At 34.7% G+C, this 20,043-nt stretch carries 22 protein-coding genes; 1 reads left to right on the forward strand and 21 read right to left on the reverse strand.

Annotation, left to right across the window (positions count from 1 at the left end):
* Window positions 1-99: 99 nt before the first annotated feature.
* The 18 genes from TT13_RS04050 to TT13_RS04140 form a co-directional block, all read right to left on the reverse strand.
* Window positions 100-318: a hypothetical protein gene (locus TT13_RS04050; protein WP_045476607.1), complete on the reverse strand. Its 219-nt coding sequence runs from the start codon at window positions 316-318 to the stop codon at window positions 100-102.
* A 114-nt stretch (window positions 319-432) separates the two neighbouring features.
* Window positions 433-1,254 carry a hypothetical protein gene (locus TT13_RS04055; protein WP_027698814.1) on the reverse strand — a complete coding sequence of 274 codons (822 nt, stop codon included), beginning with the start codon at window positions 1,252-1,254 and terminating at the stop codon, window positions 433-435.
* Between the two features lie 23 nt (window positions 1,255-1,277).
* Entirely contained in the window at window positions 1,278-2,270 is a 993-nt protein-coding gene (locus TT13_RS04060; protein ID WP_027698815.1) for a nucleoid-associated protein, read from the reverse strand.
* Between the two features lie 24 nt (window positions 2,271-2,294).
* A complete protein-coding gene (locus TT13_RS04065; protein ID WP_027698816.1) occupies window positions 2,295-2,747 on the reverse strand; it encodes a hypothetical protein in 453 nt (150 codons plus the stop codon).
* A gap of 251 nt (window positions 2,748-2,998) precedes the next feature.
* Window positions 2,999-3,304 carry a hypothetical protein gene (locus TT13_RS04075; protein ID WP_027698818.1) on the reverse strand — a complete coding sequence of 102 codons (306 nt, stop codon included), beginning with the start codon at window positions 3,302-3,304 and terminating at the stop codon, window positions 2,999-3,001.
* 31 nt (window positions 3,305-3,335) lie between these two features.
* Window positions 3,336-3,695, reverse strand: a complete 360-nt coding sequence (locus TT13_RS04080) for a hypothetical protein (RefSeq protein ID WP_027698819.1) — start codon at window positions 3,693-3,695, stop codon at window positions 3,336-3,338.
* Window positions 3,696-4,583: 888 nt separating this feature from the next.
* Complete coding sequence (locus TT13_RS04085; protein ID WP_027698820.1) at window positions 4,584-4,829, reverse strand: helix-turn-helix domain-containing protein; 246 nt, start codon at window positions 4,827-4,829, stop codon at window positions 4,584-4,586.
* Between the two features lie 572 nt (window positions 4,830-5,401).
* Entirely contained in the window at window positions 5,402-6,538 is a 1,137-nt protein-coding gene (locus TT13_RS04090) for an IS30 family transposase (RefSeq protein ID WP_027698821.1), read from the reverse strand.
* Between the two features lie 7 nt (window positions 6,539-6,545).
* Window positions 6,546-7,547 (reverse strand): helix-turn-helix domain-containing protein, encoded by a 1,002-nt coding sequence (locus TT13_RS04095; RefSeq protein ID WP_027698822.1) that lies wholly within the window; start codon window positions 7,545-7,547, stop codon window positions 6,546-6,548.
* 352 nt (window positions 7,548-7,899) lie between these two features.
* The gene (locus TT13_RS04100) at window positions 7,900-8,835 is read right to left on the reverse strand and encodes a hypothetical protein (protein WP_027698823.1); all 936 of its coding nucleotides are present in this window, start codon (window positions 8,833-8,835) and stop codon (window positions 7,900-7,902) included.
* Window positions 8,832-9,254 carry a hypothetical protein gene (locus tag TT13_RS04105; protein ID WP_052348531.1) on the reverse strand — a complete coding sequence of 141 codons (423 nt, stop codon included), beginning with the start codon at window positions 9,252-9,254 and terminating at the stop codon, window positions 8,832-8,834. Before TT13_RS04105 ends, TT13_RS04100 begins: the two co-directional genes overlap by 4 nt.
* A 13-nt stretch (window positions 9,255-9,267) precedes the next feature.
* Window positions 9,268-9,888, reverse strand: a complete 621-nt coding sequence (locus TT13_RS04110; RefSeq protein WP_027698824.1) for a hypothetical protein — start codon at window positions 9,886-9,888, stop codon at window positions 9,268-9,270.
* On the reverse strand, window positions 9,881-10,441 hold the full coding sequence (locus tag TT13_RS04115) for a hypothetical protein (protein WP_027698825.1): 561 nt from the start codon (window positions 10,439-10,441) through the stop codon (window positions 9,881-9,883). The genes TT13_RS04110 and TT13_RS04115 overlap by 8 nt, the downstream gene beginning before the upstream one ends.
* A 496-nt stretch (window positions 10,442-10,937) precedes the next feature.
* Window positions 10,938-11,942, reverse strand: coding sequence for a BspA family leucine-rich repeat surface protein (locus TT13_RS04120; protein WP_027698826.1), 1,005 nt, complete (start codon window positions 11,940-11,942; stop codon window positions 10,938-10,940).
* A 102-nt stretch (window positions 11,943-12,044) separates the two neighbouring features.
* Complete coding sequence (locus tag TT13_RS11550) at window positions 12,045-13,211, reverse strand: phage tail tip lysozyme (RefSeq protein WP_052348532.1); 1,167 nt, start codon at window positions 13,209-13,211, stop codon at window positions 12,045-12,047.
* 48 nt (window positions 13,212-13,259) lie between these two features.
* Window positions 13,260-13,439 (reverse strand): hypothetical protein, encoded by a 180-nt coding sequence (locus TT13_RS04130; RefSeq protein ID WP_027698827.1) that lies wholly within the window; start codon window positions 13,437-13,439, stop codon window positions 13,260-13,262.
* Window positions 13,440-13,449: 10 nt separating this feature from the next.
* The gene (locus TT13_RS04135) at window positions 13,450-15,294 is read right to left on the reverse strand and encodes an ICP22 family protein (RefSeq protein ID WP_190279612.1); all 1,845 of its coding nucleotides are present in this window, start codon (window positions 15,292-15,294) and stop codon (window positions 13,450-13,452) included.
* A 136-nt stretch (window positions 15,295-15,430) separates the two neighbouring features.
* Window positions 15,431-15,994, reverse strand: coding sequence for a hypothetical protein (locus TT13_RS04140; RefSeq protein ID WP_027698829.1), 564 nt, complete (start codon window positions 15,992-15,994; stop codon window positions 15,431-15,433).
* Window positions 15,995-16,748: 754 nt separating this feature from the next.
* Here TT13_RS04140 and TT13_RS11265 point away from each other — a divergent pair.
* Window positions 16,749-16,916 (forward strand): hypothetical protein, encoded by a 168-nt coding sequence (locus TT13_RS11265; RefSeq protein ID WP_190279613.1) that lies wholly within the window; start codon window positions 16,749-16,751, stop codon window positions 16,914-16,916.
* A gap of 36 nt (window positions 16,917-16,952) precedes the next feature.
* On the opposite strand, the gene TT13_RS04145 is transcribed toward TT13_RS11265, so the two are convergent.
* The 3 genes from TT13_RS04145 to TT13_RS04155 form a co-directional block, all read right to left on the reverse strand.
* Window positions 16,953-17,183, reverse strand: a complete 231-nt coding sequence (locus TT13_RS04145; RefSeq protein WP_027698830.1) for a hypothetical protein — start codon at window positions 17,181-17,183, stop codon at window positions 16,953-16,955.
* 137 nt (window positions 17,184-17,320) lie between these two features.
* Window positions 17,321-19,213, reverse strand: a complete 1,893-nt coding sequence (locus TT13_RS04150) for a thioester domain-containing protein (RefSeq protein ID WP_027698831.1) — start codon at window positions 19,211-19,213, stop codon at window positions 17,321-17,323.
* A gap of 13 nt (window positions 19,214-19,226) precedes the next feature.
* The gene (locus TT13_RS04155) at window positions 19,227-19,988 is read right to left on the reverse strand and encodes a class A sortase (protein WP_027698832.1); all 762 of its coding nucleotides are present in this window, start codon (window positions 19,986-19,988) and stop codon (window positions 19,227-19,229) included.
* Window positions 19,989-20,043 lie beyond the last annotated feature (55 nt).

Genomic DNA, 20,043 nt, shown 5'->3' on the forward strand with positions numbered 1-20,043 from the left:
ATTCTGCAAATGACCTTATGTCTCCAAATCAGAAAGAATCAAATTTTCATACCAATCATTAAATCAAAAACTGTCTACTTTATTGACATTTGTCCACTTCTACATCTCAGAATTAGAAATATCCGGAATTTTACCAATAACTTCATTATTAGACTTGGCTGACTTATAATACTTCGACTTGTCAAAGGTCCGATATAAGTCAAAAATTCTTGAAAGCGACATATTATCAAATTTTTTTGCCATGAATAACCGAATTAACTCTTTAGACTTTTCAATATCTTTTAGGTCTTGATTATTCTTAATAGCAAGAAGCTGCATATAATTTTTTTCGGTTATTCTTACCGTTCTCATTTGATTTTTCTTTCCCATTTTTAAAATTATTTTGTTTAGTCTCTAATTCATTCATCGATAAATTGATTATCTGTATTGGAACTAAAAAACATTCAGCAAAACCATTACTTCTATGATAATCAGCGTTATAACGGCTCTTTTTACAGAGAAGTTTGTACTTTTATAGGGTATAAAGTACGTACCAAGAAGCCATAGAAAACTAACCAGAATATTGACGAATATATAATCATAAACGTTAGGCATATATTTACTACTTACAGATTCAAGTTCAAGCGCCTGATCTATCGACCACGTATTTTCTATCAACCGTGTATTTGACGAAATTATTTCCTGACATGCTCTAAAGAAAACCCAACTTATCAAAATTTGAGAAATGACCAAAATTAAATCAAATGCCATTTTCTTTATAAACATTTTTTTCGTGTATACAAAGTTTGAAAGTAAGGCCTCATCACTCCACTTATTTTTTTTAATCCATCTATCAGTAACGACGATAAGTCCAAACTGACGAATCAGTTTTATAAGTTCCTTGTTCAACATTTTTCTCAGTGTTTCTTTATCAGCTAAAGCGAATTTTAAAGCGTTCAACTGGCGTAATTCATGCTCATTCGTAAGAAGAATTAACTTATGGTCACCAATGTTGGCAGTGAGATTGTAAGACTCTAACATGTTAAAAGTTATCGAGAATAAAATCCTATTATTATGAGACTTTGCCAATGCCATCAGCAGTGTTTCTCTGATGTTATTTTCTTGGTCTTGCAACATACGCTTAATAACTTGTCTTGCATTCTCTTCTATCTGCTGCCGATTTAATGTAACTTCTTGTTCTCGTTGCGCTCCTTCTTGTACCTGTTGTTTTTTTACACGCCTCAATGCATTCGCAAATTCATCTTGTTTTGTCATATCTGGGAACCTCCGCCTATAAATTAATTAACAAACTTGGTTTTTATCGAGTTAATATTTTTGATATTGATTAACGAAGTTCCGTTACTGTCATTAATAAATTGAATCAATCTATCGTCCTTCAATAATTCAGCTGGTACTGACAACTCAATGCCTGAATCCAGCTTAAATACTCTTTTATCTAACTTCTTTTCATACCCAACCGGAATGTCAATGAATTTACCAACCTCGGGTTTGTTTAAGTTCTCGATTAAATCTTTTTGTGCAGCCTCATTCTCAGAGAAAGTAATCTTTGCAACGTTATCAATTTCAAGTGAATCAACGAGCTGTGCATTCTCATATAAATAATTTTGAACATCTGCAAAAGCTTTAAACTCTGGAATATCATATTTATCAGCTGTTTTTTTAACTGCTTGACGTAAATATTTCAATTGAGTTCTTGCTGAGATCTTTGGCTTTAGATCCAGTAAAGGTGACAGGATATTTACCCGATGACCATCAATCAAATATTTCCCTTCGGTCACCCAATACGTGCCATGGGTTTTGTCAATAATTAGCCCATCGCTAATCTGCTGTGAATTAGGCTGAAGAATGTTGTAACTTCGCACTAGTGTATTAGCTATACCAGATTCAGTTGAGTTGATGCTCTGAGAATACATACGAGTAAAGTTCAATTTGAAAATAGCTAGGTAGTTGTTTGCCCCTTCCGAGTAATCAATAACTAGTAAATCACCAGACGGAACCTCTTCAGCGGTAGCAATAGCGTTAAATAGATCCTCAGCTAAATGCCCTGTTAATTCTATAAATGACTCTGAATTGTCCAAGACAACCAATTGCTGAAGCAATTTATTGTTACCAACATCGCCTTCTTTAAAGTCGCTACTATTAAATTTGCTTACGAAATTCTCAAGATACTCATGAATACCTCCAGCATTCACTTCAAGCTCTTGTTCCGACTTAATCAGTTCGCCATTGTCTTTATTTAGTACGTGTAAAATTGCGTGTTTGATAATCATTCTTAACCCTCCAAGCTTTTAGCTCTACTTAATTCGCACTGATTTCTCGTATAAATGACCATTCTTATAAGTCAAATCTTTAACATTCTTTATTTTTTGATACTGAGCTTTAGTAAGATTTACTTTATGCTTTTTCCCAGCTGCATCTTTGATTTCCAAGGTTACATAGTTTGAATGTCCGTTTATAACGTTGTTCCAAAACAAGAATTTCAATAGCCCATTAGACGTTGAATAACTCTTAGTCATTCTAAGGTGGCTAGTTGAACTTGATTTGCCTGCGTTCTTAATAGCTGAACGTCTAGAATTGGCCGATTTACCTGCTACTTTAGAAGTCTTTACACTTTTAACGGGACTACTTTTTACAGTGCTTTTAACAGTAGTGGGAGTTCGAACTGTTGGTCTAATGTGGGGTGTTGAAATATGAACGCCACCTATTAATAGTGGCGTGATTATAAAGATCTCTTTTATAATTTCCATTTTTTATTTACTGATCCTCTCCGCCTTCGAATTCATTAGAACCAACTGCAAATGATAACTAGGAGTACATAAAAAATTGGGAGGCCTAGCGGTAGCAGCATAAAAACAATTGGCAACCACCACATTTTCTTTCCGAAACCAATATTCAAATCATGCAAGATTTGAAGTACTCCCGCGATCAAAAAACAAACGCCACTCGATAATAAACAAAATGGTATTAGGTTATCCATTTGTACATACCTCTCTATTTATTAGTCGATAGTATTTTTAGTTAAGAACTTATCTATTACTTCTTCAGGTGTAATATCAGTCCAGGTATAAGCTTCTGCTAACCCTTCGTCATCTCGAGCATTTTCATAGGCAATTAAAATGTCTCTGACTTGCTCATCGCTATAAACAAATCGAGTAACTTTACCACCAACTTTTTCTAACCCTTTTTGTAAAGTTAAATCCGCATTCAGAATACTATTTATTTCAATATAAACTGTGTTATCTTCAGACTTCTCAAACGTCATTTTTGAAAGTGGCTTCACCCCACCAATTGCTTTATCATTCATTTTTCTACCTCCAATTTTTTTGTTTCAGGAATTAAATATCGAAAACAATTTCTATATTTACTTTTTGCCAAATATGGCCATCCTTCTTAACCCGTACCCTTTGTTGTATTCCAACCCGTTCCGTTTTAATTTCATCAATATCATCTATTCCGTTAATACGTATAACAGTAATTTGAGGCATTCCACGTGATTTCCGTACTTTTCCAGGGACAGAATAAAGTGGTAACTTCTTAATCCATTTCTTTGCAACTATAACTGCATCTTCTTCAGTATCAACTGGTGGCAATGTTATAGCTGTTTCTCTAGTAACTATAGTAATTGGATTGTTAAACACATCTTTTTGCCCCGCTGATAAATATCTAGAATAGGTAATTTTGGGTGCGTAAATCATACAATTAAGCTCCTTTCAAAATTGATAGTCTGTTGCTGATAGGCAATAGCAGGTTTCTAATGAAACCAACCAAATCATGTTGCTATATTCTGCCTGTGCTATCCCGATACTGGTGCTTAACACCAGATAAATAACCGATAGGTTGGTTGGGACAGTTCGCCCTATAGCGAGCGAACCCGACAAAACACTGAACTCGATCAGGGTTGATCAAAATCACTGTTTCATCGTCCAATTCAAAGAATTGACACACATTTAAATCCAGTACTGCCCAGATACAACGTAAGATCATTTCGAGTTTATTGGTCGAATTATGAGCTAAGCACCATTTACTTCTTACATTGCCGTGTGGCGCCTTTTTCAGTACGTCCACCCTGACCGTTCAGCACATTTACCAGGGTCGTCACCACCCTAAGTAGCATCAAACATCTACCATTACCTCGGCCACTCGTTACATAGCCTCAAGTACCTTTTTGACTCCGTAGAGGCGATACGAACCTCCATATTTGCCATACTCAAGCACGACGGGGCACTGAATGTGTTGAGCTACTAGCAGTATTGCAGACACTAAAAAAGCAATGCCTACCTTCTAAATACAGAAAGTTAGCATTGCTTCACAAAAAATTAGGCCTTTAGAGTTCACAAAGTACCAGATTCGTGCTAATATACTAAGTAATCGATTGTGAAACCCAATTTGGGCGCACTTAACAGAGTACCTTCTCAGATACTTTTTTAAGCCACAATCTTCATACTTTCTATATGAAGAAATATTTAATTTTTCTTTCTGCATGAAGAAGTATTAAATTGTAATGAATCGATTGCGATTCAATTTTCCTTTAAAGGCCAGTAACTATAGAGCTTTTTTAACTTTGGCGAGTTAGTTCTATAGACCTACTGGTATTTTTTTTCATCTTCACTCTTAAAAAGATAACGAGAGTAAAGTTCATTTGGTGGCATTAATAACACCTTGGATAGCTTAGCAATGGTTGCTGAACGAGGCTCTGAGCCATGTTCAATACGTCGTAAAGTTGCAAACGGAATACCACTGACCCTGGAAGCCTCACTTATAGAGTAACCATGGTCATTTCTCCACTTGAACACCAACGCTGCTAAAGAGATGGGTTCATCAAAAGTCATTCATTTAGTACCTCCTTTCCTATCCTAAAGTGAATAGATACTTGCAAAAAATTAACCAGCAAAAAGCTGGTAAACATATTGAGAATGCATGTGTTAACTGAACAGAAAACACAAAAAAAGATTCTCAAAACAAGAGAATCTCCAATAAAATATGAATCATTACAAATGTAACAGTTGTGTTACAAAAGGTTGCTGAAATAAAATAAGCAACAAATGATAAACCCTTATTTAATATAGGTTTAAGATACCTTGTTGCAACTAATATAGATGTAACATAACTAGGAATTGTCGGGAAAATGTCAATACCTTTTTTTCTATTCTTTTAACTAATATTTCAACTGTTACAAACCCCGCTACATCAAGGTTTATAACGAAATTAAGTATGCTTTTATAAAAAATATATTTAAAACATACTACAAAACTTGATTGACTACTTTAAATAAAAATGATTTTAACTTCTAAATCAGCTTATAGTCTAACAGCTGACCGTCTTTTACACAGTATATCAACAATCTTATACATACACACAAAAAAAGCACTTGTTTTACTCACAGTTTAACAAGTGCTTTTACTTATTTTGTTGTTTTTTGCTCTTTATAACGTTTTAATCGTTTAGCACGTAGTGCTTCATGAATATAGAGCTCATTTGGCGTTTTATCACCTAAACTTTCACGCATGGGCTTATTGTTGATTAAATCAGCTATTTTATCCCAATCAAGTTGTGTCATTTTTAGATAATCTTGATAACCAACATAATGCCTTATTAACCGATTTTTCCACTCATTAGAACCGCGTTCTTGTGGTGAACTTGGGTGTGCAAAGTACATTTTTTTACCATAAGTTACTTGTACACGTTCCAGGAACTCCCATGCTATGAACTCAACACCATTATCAAACGTCAACGAGCGAACAAAATCACCATGTAAAGTCATAAAGTAATCTAGAGCTTCAATCATTTCATTACTCTTTTTACCGGTTAATCGAACAATTACTGTATACCTTGTTTTACGCTCAACAAGCACCATTATAGGCGTTTTATTGCCGTCACGTGAAATCACCAAATCAACCTCCCAGTGTCCGAATACACGACGATTGCTAGCGGATTTAGGGCGTAATTCAATTGGCAAACGTTGTAACACTATTGGATTTTCAGTATCAGCACCAGAAACTCGCGTTTCTATTTCTTCAAGTGCTTTTTTCTTTTGCAATTGAATTAATTTAGCGGGCTCTTGTTTCTGTTTCCAACGTCTACGGCCATAAGCTCGTTCCTTTATTTGAATATCCCCACGTGCAATATAATTACGAATTGTTTTTGGTGACATGTCTAATTCTGGATATTTGAAAATAATGTCTTCAGGAGACCAGCCCAAATCATTTAAATGGTGTTCGATTAACTGCTGTTTAGCAAACGTGAGTTTGCGTGAACCACGATAATTAGTCCTAGCTTTTTGTTTAGTGTATTCACCTTGCTTAGCTGAATAAATCAAGAAGCCATGCCGATTTTTCTTAAAAACTTCTTTTGGAATATCCGCAAAATTTGTAGTTGCCCCTTTGCGTAACTCTCGCCAAATAGTCGATTGTGTAAAGCCCAAACGCTCAGCGATTTCAACGGTTGACATCTTATTATCATTCCAAAAATGCTCAATCATGATACGCTGTTCAAACGTTAAACGAGTGCCGTTACCTTGTCCTTTATGACTACCAACCATGCTAAGATTAACTCCTTAAATTCATTGTTTTATTAAACAGTTGCAACACTGATAACTCATGAGCTTTATCATCAGGTACATAACCGTAAATAGAATGTTGGTTAATAATGTCAGAAATACGGTCTAAATGTTCCTGGTGAAGATTAAATAAATTACTAGTGCCTGGCAAAAAACTATCTATAAAACTAAACCGGTCATTCAGCTTTAAATCATGAGTCAAGTTAAATGAATGGATATTCATTTTAGAGTTTTGTTCTCGCAAATCAGCGATATAGCTTTGCGAGTTTAAAATAAAGAAGCCTACAGTCTGCGCTTGAAAATTAAATAAAAATGTTCTCAACCCAAGTAAATAATCACTTAAAGCTTTATCCTCAATCCGCACTAAAACCGTGTAATATGTGTGACATTCAACAAAAATCATAATTGCTGTACGATTATAAACCGCCTTATCAGCGTATACCTTTACAGCCCAATACTTACTATACTCTGCTAGTGAAACACCTGTGTTTCTTATTTGCGCCTCAATTTTTGAAGCATTATCTCTATATGTATCTAGCTTTTTACTTGAAGTATTTTGAATAAGACCTTGTTTAATATAATTACGAATAGTGATCGCACTAACGGAAATTTCACCAGGATAAAGTTTTTTAATACGTTCAGGCGATAACCCTTTACGTAAGTTGCGTTCTACCAACTCCCTAATAGCTGGCGTTAGCTTATGCCGTTCCTCATGTACAATTTTATTACTGTCTATAAATTGTTGTGCGTATCGGGCCGAATATTTAACCTTGGTATGAAGCTTTAACGACCTTAAGGTCGTATCAGTCGTATCTTTAAAATACAACATATTGCCACGTTTAAGTTCCTGGTCAATTTGATACCTCGGTCGATTAAGATAACGCGCAATAAAATTAACTGATTTTAACTGTACATTCCATAATTTCTCAATGACTAAACGTTCATCAAATGAAAGCATATTTCGGCGGTTGGTTTCTTTCTTAATACTCATATAACCACCTCCTACAGGGAAACCATAAAAACATAATAGCATATAAACTATAAATAGCTCAAATACCAACAAAACTATATAAATTGAAATCACTCAAAAACTTAGTTTACATAATCTTTGTTATAAATACCTGCCTATATATCAAGCTTTAAACATATTTGTGAATTTACCCGAGTTCACAAAGTCTCCCAAATGCCTTTAATGGACTTCACAAGCTCTTCTATAGACGGAATTTCACAAATTTAAAAAACCTTATCGTAATCAATTAAAACCAACAAATCTCATACAAAATAAAAGACCAAGTACCGTAAACTCACTATTAAGTTTTACGATACTTGGTCTTTTGTCTTTCTTATTCTGCGAGTAATGCCATAAAACGAGCATTTATAGTCTCGATATTTATTTCTATCGTTGTTGTTGCCAAGGCATTAATCTGTAGGACTATATTTAACACATCTGTTAATACTATCCCACGTTTAAATGCCTTAATGTCATAACTTTCCTGTTCTGGAATGGTTAAGGCTAGTTTGTTGATATACATGATATTAGTCTTTAGAAGCTCTAAGCCGTCTTTTAACTGCTTATCTTCTAATATTTCGATATTCTCTAGCTGTCTTGTCAAACTCTTATCTAAAGCCAAAGAGAAATTTATTAACGAACTATACGAGACATCAAAGCGATAAAAAAGTCCTTCATTTTGTACCTGGTTAAAGGCATGAAGGACTTCTTTGTAATTTTCTAACGATTTATTGAACTCACGATAACAACGTTCTAAAAAGCTTAGTTCAACTCTCGATTTATTTAAATTGCTAAATAAGGTATCGTGCACATCTTGAATGGCTTGATATTTTAACACTTTGAACTTACGCATTTGTTCATGTACACAATCAAGCATTTCATAAGCACGTAACTGTCGATTATCTTTTAAGCGGATTACATCATTTTTTGAATATTGATAATACTTTGTCTCAATTTGATATTTAACCTGTAGTACAACTTTATACAGAGCCCGTAGGCTATCAGGTTTAAAACCGTCACCCAAGACATCTAAGCCACCAGCCACAAGTTTCCAGTCCTCCTCAAAATTCTCACTAGTTGCTATAAACTTTTTTAACTGTCTGAAAAAATCAACGGTTGAATAAGTTACGTTACTAGTCACGTTATAAACAGCACTTTCAAATAATTCAGCGTTCGTTAAGGTGATTTCCTCCCATATATAAAAATTAGTCACATGGTCTAAATCATCTTGGCTAGCTGTATCATTCTTCAAGGTAACGGTTGTACTCAATTTAGGGCTCCTTTCTTAATTTCTTCCATGTACTGATCACTCGTTAAACCTGTAAAGGTTCCATTGTGATTTATCAATGTAGGCACGCTTGTTAGGTTGTACTCTTTAATCAAATAACGATTACCCTTATTGTGCATATTCACAAATAGAATATCCTTCTTAAACTGATAGCGTAAATAAAAGCCTTTGAAATCCTTTTGACATTCAGGGCAATTATCTCGATAAAAAACCACTGTCTTTTTATCCGCTATAGCTTGTTGCACCTGGGATAACTGAACAGTGGTTTTAGATTTAAGTGTTTTATTGTATTGAGCGAATTGGTAACCACAGAATAGTAGCAAGACTATACCGAAAATTGACCACTCCTTAACGCCGAAATCGCTAAAAATATTGCCTTTAGCTTTTGCACGCTTTGCCATATTTAATTACCTCCTAGCCATTAGCACGTAAATTGTACAGATATTGCACATCAGTAATGACTTTGTCAGCAGTATTAAACTCAACATGATACAGAGAATAAGACGGTTGATAATTATTCATACTACCGTTACTAATGGCAGATTTAACTAGCACATTACCTGCTAAAACGTTATTTTGATAGCTTTGTGCATAAAATTTAGCGGATTTAAAAATCACATGAATATCGTCATTATCAACGTAATTTTCATGTGTTTCTTGCTTATCAGTCTGGAATAGCTTGCCAGTATAGACATTTTCAGACGCCAAGCCAGCCGACTTAACTTTCTCACCACGACTATTATAAGTAGCTGAACTGGAATAAGTCCGAGCTATCTTAAAGAATTTAGTTACAACTGGCTGGGCCAAATCAGCTACATAATCATTTTGGTAGTTAACAACTAGCTTCTCATTTATCTTGGCTGTAGCTTGCTTAGATTTGTTAAGTAAATCTCGCTTTTTAACATACGTTGATACGGCCTTTTCGGCCTTAGCTTGTTGCACGTAGTAAATGTAAGCGGTCAAAACTACAGAGGTTAACCCGATAATCGCTAACGTTGTTGGTAAATATCGCTTAATCTGATTTTTACTAAGCATTTGTATTTGCCTCCCGATAAAGTGTTACATCAGTCACAGTGCTAGAAACTGGGTCTACCGTTAAATCGAACACCATATGTTGATTGGCGTTTTTATCTGGAGCAAAAACCACTAGATATTTAGCAGTATTCTTATCTACAGTCTGCCGGTTGACACTGTCTAGCTTATACGTTGGTAAAGTCTGATTATCTAACGTCACTGTAGGTTGCCTGAAAGCCGTAATTTTACTAACAGCAACACTAGTTGCGTATTTAGCTAATTCTTGCTTGAACGCCGTGCTGTTATCGTCTTTGCCAGTAACTGGGTAATTTAACGCAGTTGTCGTAAAATCAGTCACACGACTATCTAAATCAGTTAAATTAACCGTTTTAATGCTTGATTTTGCTTTTTTGTTCATGACTAGCTGATTAATCGAATTAATTTCTTTTATAACTTGCCTACTTTGAGCATTAGCTGTGTTAACCGTACCAAGATAGTTATTTGCTTGAATTACTAAAGCAGTAGAAGCTACTACGCCAATAGCTAACAACGCTGCCCCTTGCCATAATTTCATAATTGTTATTCCCTTTCTTAAGGCTAACTAATATCTTTGTTTATATCAATTTGTTGATTGATACGCTCCTCAATCTCTTCTGCACTGTATCGCTTGATAAATGTTCTAATATTTGTGAACGTTGAAGTCATTGATAATTTCAGCCAGTCCCTGATAATAAGATGGCTTACGAGAAATGCGTTCCCATATAACCTGTTCACTCAAATATACTTTAGGACTGACAGATTCATCTATGACGTCCACTAACTCCTTAACCTGTTTTAGCTTATCAGCAACAATAATTATTAATAATAAAGGTGGAATTTAATAACATGTTCGAATTTCCTTTCAAGTTCTCAAAGAAAAAAATAAATGACGATAAAAAATTTGACTTTGAATATGCAACATCAAAAAATCTTGACTATAAAAGCATTAGACTTTAATAATGAACAAAAAAACTCATATGTTTTTAGAACATTCTAAACATATGAGTTATGTTAGTTAAATTATATAAAAATCAATTATATGTTTTCTCTTGCCATACAAAAACTCCAGAATCTGTCTGACCATTATAATTTGACATCAAGTCTTTTGCATTCCACGTTGAGAGATTCATCATATTAATCCATTTTCCTGTATATTGTTGATTTATTGGTGCATCATGTAACTTAGCAGATGTGCCAATAAACTTAAAACGCTCTCCTAATTGCAAACTTGAAAATTCTGCGTCTAACATTGAGTCCATGTTACTAACGTTAGCTGTATCAAAGCTTGATAAATCAATAAATTGGGCTGTAGAACCTGCAAACATACTACCCATATTTGTTACATTTTTAGTATCAAAGTTTGATAAGTTTAATTGTCTCGCTCCAATGCCTGCAAACATCATAGACATATCTGTTACTTTAGAAGTATTAAAATTAGCAGGATCAATATTATCAATTTTTTTTACATTGAGAAACATTGAAGACATATTAGTAACTTTTGATGTATCAAATCCACCTACGTCTAAAGCTATTAAACCACTATCTTCTGAGAACATACCTGCCATATCTGTTACATTACTCGTATTAAAATTACGCAATTCAATTAACTCTAGTTTTGGATTAAATGAAAACATATTTGCCATATCCGTAACATTCCGTGTATCCAGGTTCTCTAGGTTAACAATTGATGTAATTTCAGAATATCCAAAGGTACTTGAAAACATATTACTTGCAGAGCCTTCAATGTGAAGATGTCCATCTAATTTAATAGATTTTACTGATTTGAAGTTCTCAAATCCTACTAACTCCAAAAGTGACATGTCATCGTGAGCGCCGACCTTAATATCTCCACCTGGAACATGAAGAGTTCCACTATCGTCTAAAGTTAAGGTAAGACCGTGCCAGTTAAATTGTTGTACAGTATTTTTCTTCGCAATTGTTTCGGAAGCAATAGCTGTATTTTCCGATGAACTAACAATTGGTCCAACTGTACATAAGGAAATTAAACATAAAGTACTAATTTTAAAGATATTCATTTCAATGCTCCTTTAACAACATACGTAACATACTTTTTAATATCACTATGATTATATTAAATAAGTAAAACGAATAAATTGCGACAAATAATTGAATAAATTTCACTTACCTTCAATAAAATTCAAACCCTGACCGCTAGAAATTTCACGAAAAGAAATTGTACCGGAACCAGGGTTCATAACATTACACTCACTTACTAAGAACGAGCCGTCATCATTTACATGTTCAACGAATGCAATGTGACCATAAGGCGCAATTGCTCCAAATTGTCCGCCTTTAAAACTAACCGCCCAGCCTTCATGTGGCTTATTTGCCTCTACATTAAAGCCTTGTTGCTTAGCAACTTCACCCCAATAGCCACCATTTCCACCGTCCCCAGAGAACCAAGGTAAGGGGTGTCCTGTTTGTTTCATACGGTTATATACATACCAGGTACATTGTCCGAATGGATACTTATTATCTGGATAAGTAGTTGTCCTATCATCTGAAAACTTAATTTGACCCTTATATTTATCAGGAATGTTAGCCACCGAAGCTCCAGATTTTTGCCCGTTAGATTGAGCTGGTGTATCACATTTCAATTCATCAGCTATATCTGTAGCACTATCTGCTGAACCTGCTTCTGCATCTTTACCGTCTGAATTAAGAGGCGACTTAGTATTGTCAGCAGAATAATCAAGCTTAAAAATATCCTTAATAGATTGAGCGTTACGTTGTACCTCTGAAACTTTACGTTGTGAGTCATTTGCTCCAAGGCCTTCAAAGCCGGTGTCCCACAATGTAGCACTATCTTCGATACTCGTTGTACTTTGCATTTTCATTAAGACAGGCTTTTTAGTAGAGGTCAGTTCTTTTTTAGTAAGTGATAGCTGGCCGTCTATTGTATCCTCTGTGTCCTTATAGCGATTACCGTTTATTTCATTAAAGCCCCACTGAAAAATCCCTTTAACTCCGCCTGAATTATTAACAGCTTGCGGGCTCCAATTACTCTCACGCCAACCAATTGCTAAAACAGCTGCGGTATTATTACCAGAAAAGCCAATACCCTTAAAGAAATCTGCACCTTTTTGCATGTTTTTATATGCAGTACTATCTTTATTGTTCCAGTCACCTGGCACCATTGTTGTATCGCCTGTAGCTGTATTATTGTCAACATTACTACCACATGAATTGTCAGAACCAGCAATCAAACTAACAAGAACTATAATGACAGACAAACCAACGCCAAGGGCACCGGCTAACAACAAAGCCATTTTTTTAAATGACATTTTGATATTACCTCCAAAATAAAAGACATCACTTTTTTAAGTCATGTCTTAGGTCAGTTGATATTTATAATTTAATACCCTGTCATGATTAACCATTAAGAGTATAGGCTCGGGATAAATTTGCCCTGCCTTACTTGGGTAGTTCTTTTGCAAATTTTGAAACAGTAAGCATTTTGTTTCATTTGCACCGTAGACCTTACCTGAAACCTTACCTACAGCATAAATCATCAAATTCCTCCTACACTAAATCAATATTTTTATCTTCATCAGGTTCAGCATTATCATTGTTGCTGTACTCTTGCATATCCTGTTCAAGTTGCTTATCCATATTCAAATCATGATTAGAAGCTTGCACTGTTTCTAAATCTTCTTGTTGACTTTGAATATCTGGGTTTTCATTATCATGTTCAACAGTATCAGTAGTTGTATTATCAGAATTATCAGGATAGCTATTGTCATCGTCTGAACCATTATCAGTCCCAGACATATCAGGCTCTACATCATCAGGTTTGACATCATCTTCATCAGGCTCGTCATTTTCAGGTTCCATATCTTCATAATCAGGGTCATTTTCAGGTTCTGATTCATCTTCATTATCAGAGTCCGTTGTATCTCCACCTTCTTCGCCCTCATTATCTACATCAGTATCTGGCTCATCGTCTTCTAAGACTGGGTCTTCATCATCTTCTGTATCCGGATTGTTTCCTTCACGATTATTAACGTCTGTTTTATCCTCGTCCTGATTACCTGAACCTTCGTCTTTTTCTGTAGGCCTATCCATATCATATTGACTAAATAAAGGTACATTTTTCATGTTTTGTAACTTACGACTCAGTGCGTCACCCATAGGTGCAAAGTCTATATGTCCGCCACTTAAGGTTGAAGTTAGAACCTTCTTATTTTTCCAAACTAGGTAAAGCAATATAAAGTTTAGGACGGCACCAACAAGCATACCAACCCCACCTACAACTCCTGTCATGTTACCTGACTGTGACTGGGTCAATATAACAATAATCTGATGTGAGATTGAGAATAATACAAGTCCGAGTAAAACAACGCCTCTCGCTAACATGTACAGAACCATTTTTGCTACACCATTTGTAAATGAAGTTCCATACTTTGGAAACATTGACATAACGGCTAGAATAGGCAAAATCGTAGCAATTGCAAAAGCTAGAATGGTAACAACCCAATTTATCAAACCAAGAAATACATAAGGTACACCATAAAGCACGCTCACAAATCCTGACATTGAGGAAATCATGAGTTGATACATTGAATTATTCTTACTCATTTTGTCCTTGAAATTTTTATCGAGTTTATCATTTGCCAAAACCTCTTTTACTTCATCGTCAGACAACGTTTTATCAGTTAATAACAATTTATTAGCTTCATTAATTTTGTTGTTATCTTCATCAGACGCAGTACCATATTCAGCTAATCGCCATGAAGTATAGTAAGACTGATCAAAATAACTTGTTCTAATGGCATTCACTGTCGTTGTTTTATTTTCAGAAGTATCAGAAGCCATTTCAGCAAATGTATCATCATTTTTACCGGTTGATATTTTTGAAATACTCGTCGCAATATTCGCACTTAAATTATCAGCTAATGAATTTACATCTTGCAAAATAGGAGTAACATGTGTGAACCAAATAGCTTGGAACAGTAAAATAAACAAAATACTACCTACTTGTTTATAAGCGGCACTCTTACCTTTTGTAAAATACATGATAATGCTAATTACCATACCAGCTAGAAAAGCTGATTTTAAAATGCTACCAGCCAATCCCTTATACAGACCTTTTGATAAATCAGCTACGAAAGTAATAATTGGGTCCATACTTGATGTATTAAATAAAACGTTTAGCAGATAATCAAACAAGCTATAAGCAATTGTATTAAAGCTCCAAAAGAAACCACTCAATGCATAATTAACCGTCGCAAGCGGGTGTGTTATACCAGTTGGCTCATGATACAACTGCATTATTTCAATGTTTTTTGCTATTTGTGTCATATTCTGCATTGAAATATAGTTTGCTAAAGTTTTAGTGTTGTCATCTTTTGCAAAAACAACAATCACAAAAAACAAAGTGAATATTATAATAGTCGGTATTATAATATATAGTTTTTTCTTAATTAATTGCATTTTATCTCCAATCATTTTTAAGCAATAAAAAACACTCACTATTGAACTAATGAGTGTCTTTTTAAATATATTATTTTTGTTCTGTTTTATATGAATCAATGGTATAAACTTTCGGTCCATCTCCAGTCTTACTGGTTGAATGTACAGACCTTGATTTAGTATCTACTAAGTAAATATTTGTCTTTTCCTTAAACTTCAATGTATTTTCATCTATTCCGGTTGCTATATAAAATTTAGCTTTGCCATCAACTATCTTCATTAAAGCCTTGTAAGCAATCTCATCATTATTAGCCACTTTGCTGTATTCTTCATAAGGAACCTCCTTATAATTATGCTTTGTCTTATCCATATCCAAATCAGAATAATTAACGGTTACATAAAACTTCGGATTAGAACTTGAATAATCTGAAACTGGCACCACTTCAATATCCACATTCTTATTAGTATATGGTTTTAAATACTTTTTTGTATCGCCAGAATATTCATCTTGGTTAAGTTTCTTGATTACTAAAGTAGTCGCAAATTTTGCGTTGGAAGCTTGCTGACTATTTGCATACGATTGATACCCAAAAATAGCTAAAATAATGACAACTAACCCAATAACCCCACTAATAACCCATTTTTTCTTACTCATTTAAAATCACTCCAAATTTTCTTTGTGATTATTGTACCATATCCTAAATTCAAAGCTAACCGTCTCGTACGTTTAACATTTCTAATGCTCCTTTTCTATATTTTAAATAACTCGGAAATTAATACCATTTTTAATGAATTCTTATTCAATAATTTCTAACTAAGGTCGCGAACCCTTTGGAGCCTTTATGCTCTGTTAGAAAACCTTAAAACATGTGATACAATGCACTTATCAGGAATTTTATATTAGTATCTCTGACATATTTCTCAACTAACAATTAAAAAATTGAAATATGCTGGAGGTGTTAATATGCTTGAATTTTTTAGAATTGTTTTTGTCTTACTATGGTTGATTATAAAAGGAACTGTATCCCTAATTTTCCGCTTTCCACTAGTGACTTTGGGACTAGTCTTGTTATTATATGTTCAACACTTGCTAAACCAATTGTAAATAACCGAGTAAAAATTCCTGACAGGCACTGGTAACAGTGTCTTTTTTGTCATTTCTGACAATTTCCGGTTAAGGTCATGAGCCTAAGTCAGCCTTTATGCTGTACCGAAAACAAACGTATAAAGCTACTAAGAATTTAATTTGAATAGGTTTATTTTAGGGAGAAAGTCGCTTTATACATTTATGCCATTTCTGGCAAATCTCAGTTAAGGTTATGAGCCTACAGTACCAAATTCGTACAACTGAGAATGATATAATCAAATTGTGAAACATTTCATAATAATTCAGAAAGGAGTTATCTATTATGGGATTTTTCTTTGAAGATAAGTTTCAAGTTATCGAAAAAGGTGGCCTTCTCTCTTCGGATAAAGTCGCCCTAGACAATGTATCTGAAAAAGAAGCTCAAAAATTTATTGATAAACGTTCGGGCCTTTTCGGTGACGGCAAAACTTATTACATCAAAAAGAAATAGTAACAATTATTTCGGCGATACTCTTTGTATCGCTTTTTATAATTCAGTTAACAAGGTATTAACCTCTAATAAAGTCATGTCAATATTCCCTTTAACTTTCCAAAAATGTACTAAATATTCATACTTTGGATTCTTATACGTTGTCTTAACTAAAGACAAGGTTTTGCTAATTTTATCTAAACTAGCTTGTGTCACAGTTAGTTGATCAACTACATCTTTTAAATTAACCTCTAAATCCTGCAACATTAAATCTTCATCTTGAGCCATAACTAAATCCTCCTAATTTGTTTATTCTAAAATTCCGCCATTTCTGGGAACTCCCAACTAAGGACATGAACCTTGCGAAGCCTTTAATTTGCTTTGTTGGGAAATTATACTTGATAAAATTTTGTTACTACTTATTGCTACTTATTAACATTTACTTTTCGGAATTTTTTAAAGTACACTACTACTCCAGTAATACCTGCGAGCAACGTTGTTACTAACCCAGCCAAAAGATATTTATTGATAGTTAAACCAGTATTAGCGAAGGCCACGGCGTCTTTATCCCATGAAAACTTATTGTTTGCAGAAGCTTTACGAGTTGCCGTCTTACTATCATTAACTTTGACCTCTTTTTGGTCCGAGTAATTAGCATTTACATCCTTATTTTTACCAACCTTTACCACTTGGCTATCTTCAACCTTATCAGTTGCTTGGGTTGCCCCCACATTCAAAATAATTGTTCCTACATTTTGAATGCCTTCGATTCCTGCTACACCAGCCCCGATAACACCAACTTCGGCACCCTTTTGGTAAGTATATTCTTCTGACACTTTTGCAGTATCGCTAGCACTTGACTGTACACTGTCCTTTCCTGACAAGTTTGTCTTTGCTAACTCTTTAAAATCTGATAATGAAATAACAGTGTTACCAACCACTTCATATCCTAACGAGTCCGTATCACTATCAGCGCTGGCTGGCACATGCACCTCAAAATCAACTCCATTTTTAATAGTATAAGTTTGACCGTCTTTTGACGTTAGCTTCTGACCGTCTTGTACTAAATAAGAGCCGTCTGGTAATTGCTTATCCAACTTAATTGTTAAAGCATTGATTGTATCTCCTGTATCAGTATTAGCACTTAGATTACCGGAAGCTGTAGTCGTCATGGAACCTGTGTAATTCTTATCGACCTTTAAATCAATTGTCTTGTCCCTAACAAGTGAATGAACGTCACTAACACCTAAGTCAAATTTAGGCATAGTTGCTTTAGGCGAAAAGCTAAATACCCTAGTATTATCTGTTTTCTCTAAATAAGCGTATTTTTGATTTGTCAAAGTAGCCGTTGCCTTATACTTATCACCATTAACCGCTTGTGTACCATTGCTAAGAAGGTTAATAGCGTCCGTCTTAGCGTTATTATCTACTGTTGATAATGCTTTATCAGAGACGGACTTCATGTAATTCTGCATTTCTGATTTTTTAGCTGTTTCTTTGCTAGTTAAATCAGCATTAACCTTATTATTTAATTCAGTCGTCTTAGAAGCAACTGCCTTAGTCAAATCAGCAGTTAATTTAGCCTTTGCTGTAGCCTCCTCTTTATCATGTGTATCAGCCGTCAATGACGCTACACCACCTTTAGCTTCTAATGCTTGTGCTTTTTGATATAACTTATATCCAGCTTGTGCAACTCCTGCGTTATCAGACAATGAGCTTAAATCAACCATACCACCGTCTGCACTTTCAACTTTACCGTCTTGTTCAGCTGCCCAAATTGCGTACTGTGTTGCCATATAAGCATGTAAGGCTGAATTTTCACCAGTAAAACCTAAATCACTGCTTGAAGCATTAGGAAAACCTAGTACCATAACATCTTGAATTAGGTTTGAAGCATACTTCGAAAGGTTGTCGTCCCAATGAACGCCGTCTTTACCCACTGGGTTACCCTTTGAATTTTGAATACAGTAAATAAACTGACCATTGAGCCACATAACAGCTGTAGGTGTAACCCCACCATAACCAATGGCTACATTGTTATGTTCAGTGTTATTAACCATTGAGCCGGCATTATCACCATTCAGAACATAGTAACCAATTTTACTAGTATCTCCATTGTGATAAGTTAAGGCTCCCAATCCGTTCATATCACCGTTTAAAGATTTAAGCTTGCTACTCATCAATTGAGTTACATTTGTGGGTAATGCAGTATCAGCACTAGCAACTACCGGTGCCATAATGCCCGCTAATGAAATTGTAATTGAAGCAAGTGCCATTGTGCGTTTGAACTTACGTGCTTGTTTCATTGAGATATACATAATTTAAAAACTCCTATTTGTTAAATCTAAACAGGTTTTGTACCTGTTTTTGTGCATTAGAAAAGGCCACTTGATTAACTAAGTGACCTGTAACAACTACTCGATATTTTGCATGATAATAATCGGGGTATTCCTCGAAACACGTTGATAATGTAATTTGTGGTGTACTTGTTGATACTGCTGTATCTTCTAGTACATCAGAACGACTTAACGGCAATTTATCCCAAGTTGTAAGCTGATAAACATAAATATTTGTGCCGTCATAAAGATAAACTAATGGTTTTGCACTAACTGATACTCTTGCCTGTAATGGACTAAAGAAAGTTGAATTGTCTGCAAAATTATGTGCCTCAACTGCTAAATTGTTTTGACCTAAAACTTCATTAGGTTTAGCAGTACCAGCTCCATTTTTCAACACATTTTCGCTTGTACCCTCATAAATCGGCATTGTTTTAATTGAAACTCGAACCCCATTCTGTAATGGCAGTGAGAGATAACCTCTTAATTCTAACTTGCCTTGTGCATGATTGTTATTCAGCCCATTTAAATCATTATTACCATAAATAATAGATTTATCTGGCCTGCCTTGCTTATGAATTTGTCCCGTATTGCTTAAATTTTTAGTCACTCTTAGGCCGGCTAAGTAGCCCCATATTTGAGGCTTGAAAACTTGATAACCAATCCCTAGCGAACTTGCAATAATTACCAACGTAAAAAATAATAATATCCAACGTTTCTGTCTCTTTTTTGAGGGTGAACGTAACTTAATAGCCATATAGATAACTCCAATCAGAAAAATAATTAATTAAATATTTTTAAACTAACTACTC

The organism is Weissella oryzae SG25, assembly GCF_000691805.2.
GTDB classification, from domain to species: domain Bacteria; phylum Bacillota; class Bacilli; order Lactobacillales; family Lactobacillaceae; genus Weissella; species Weissella oryzae.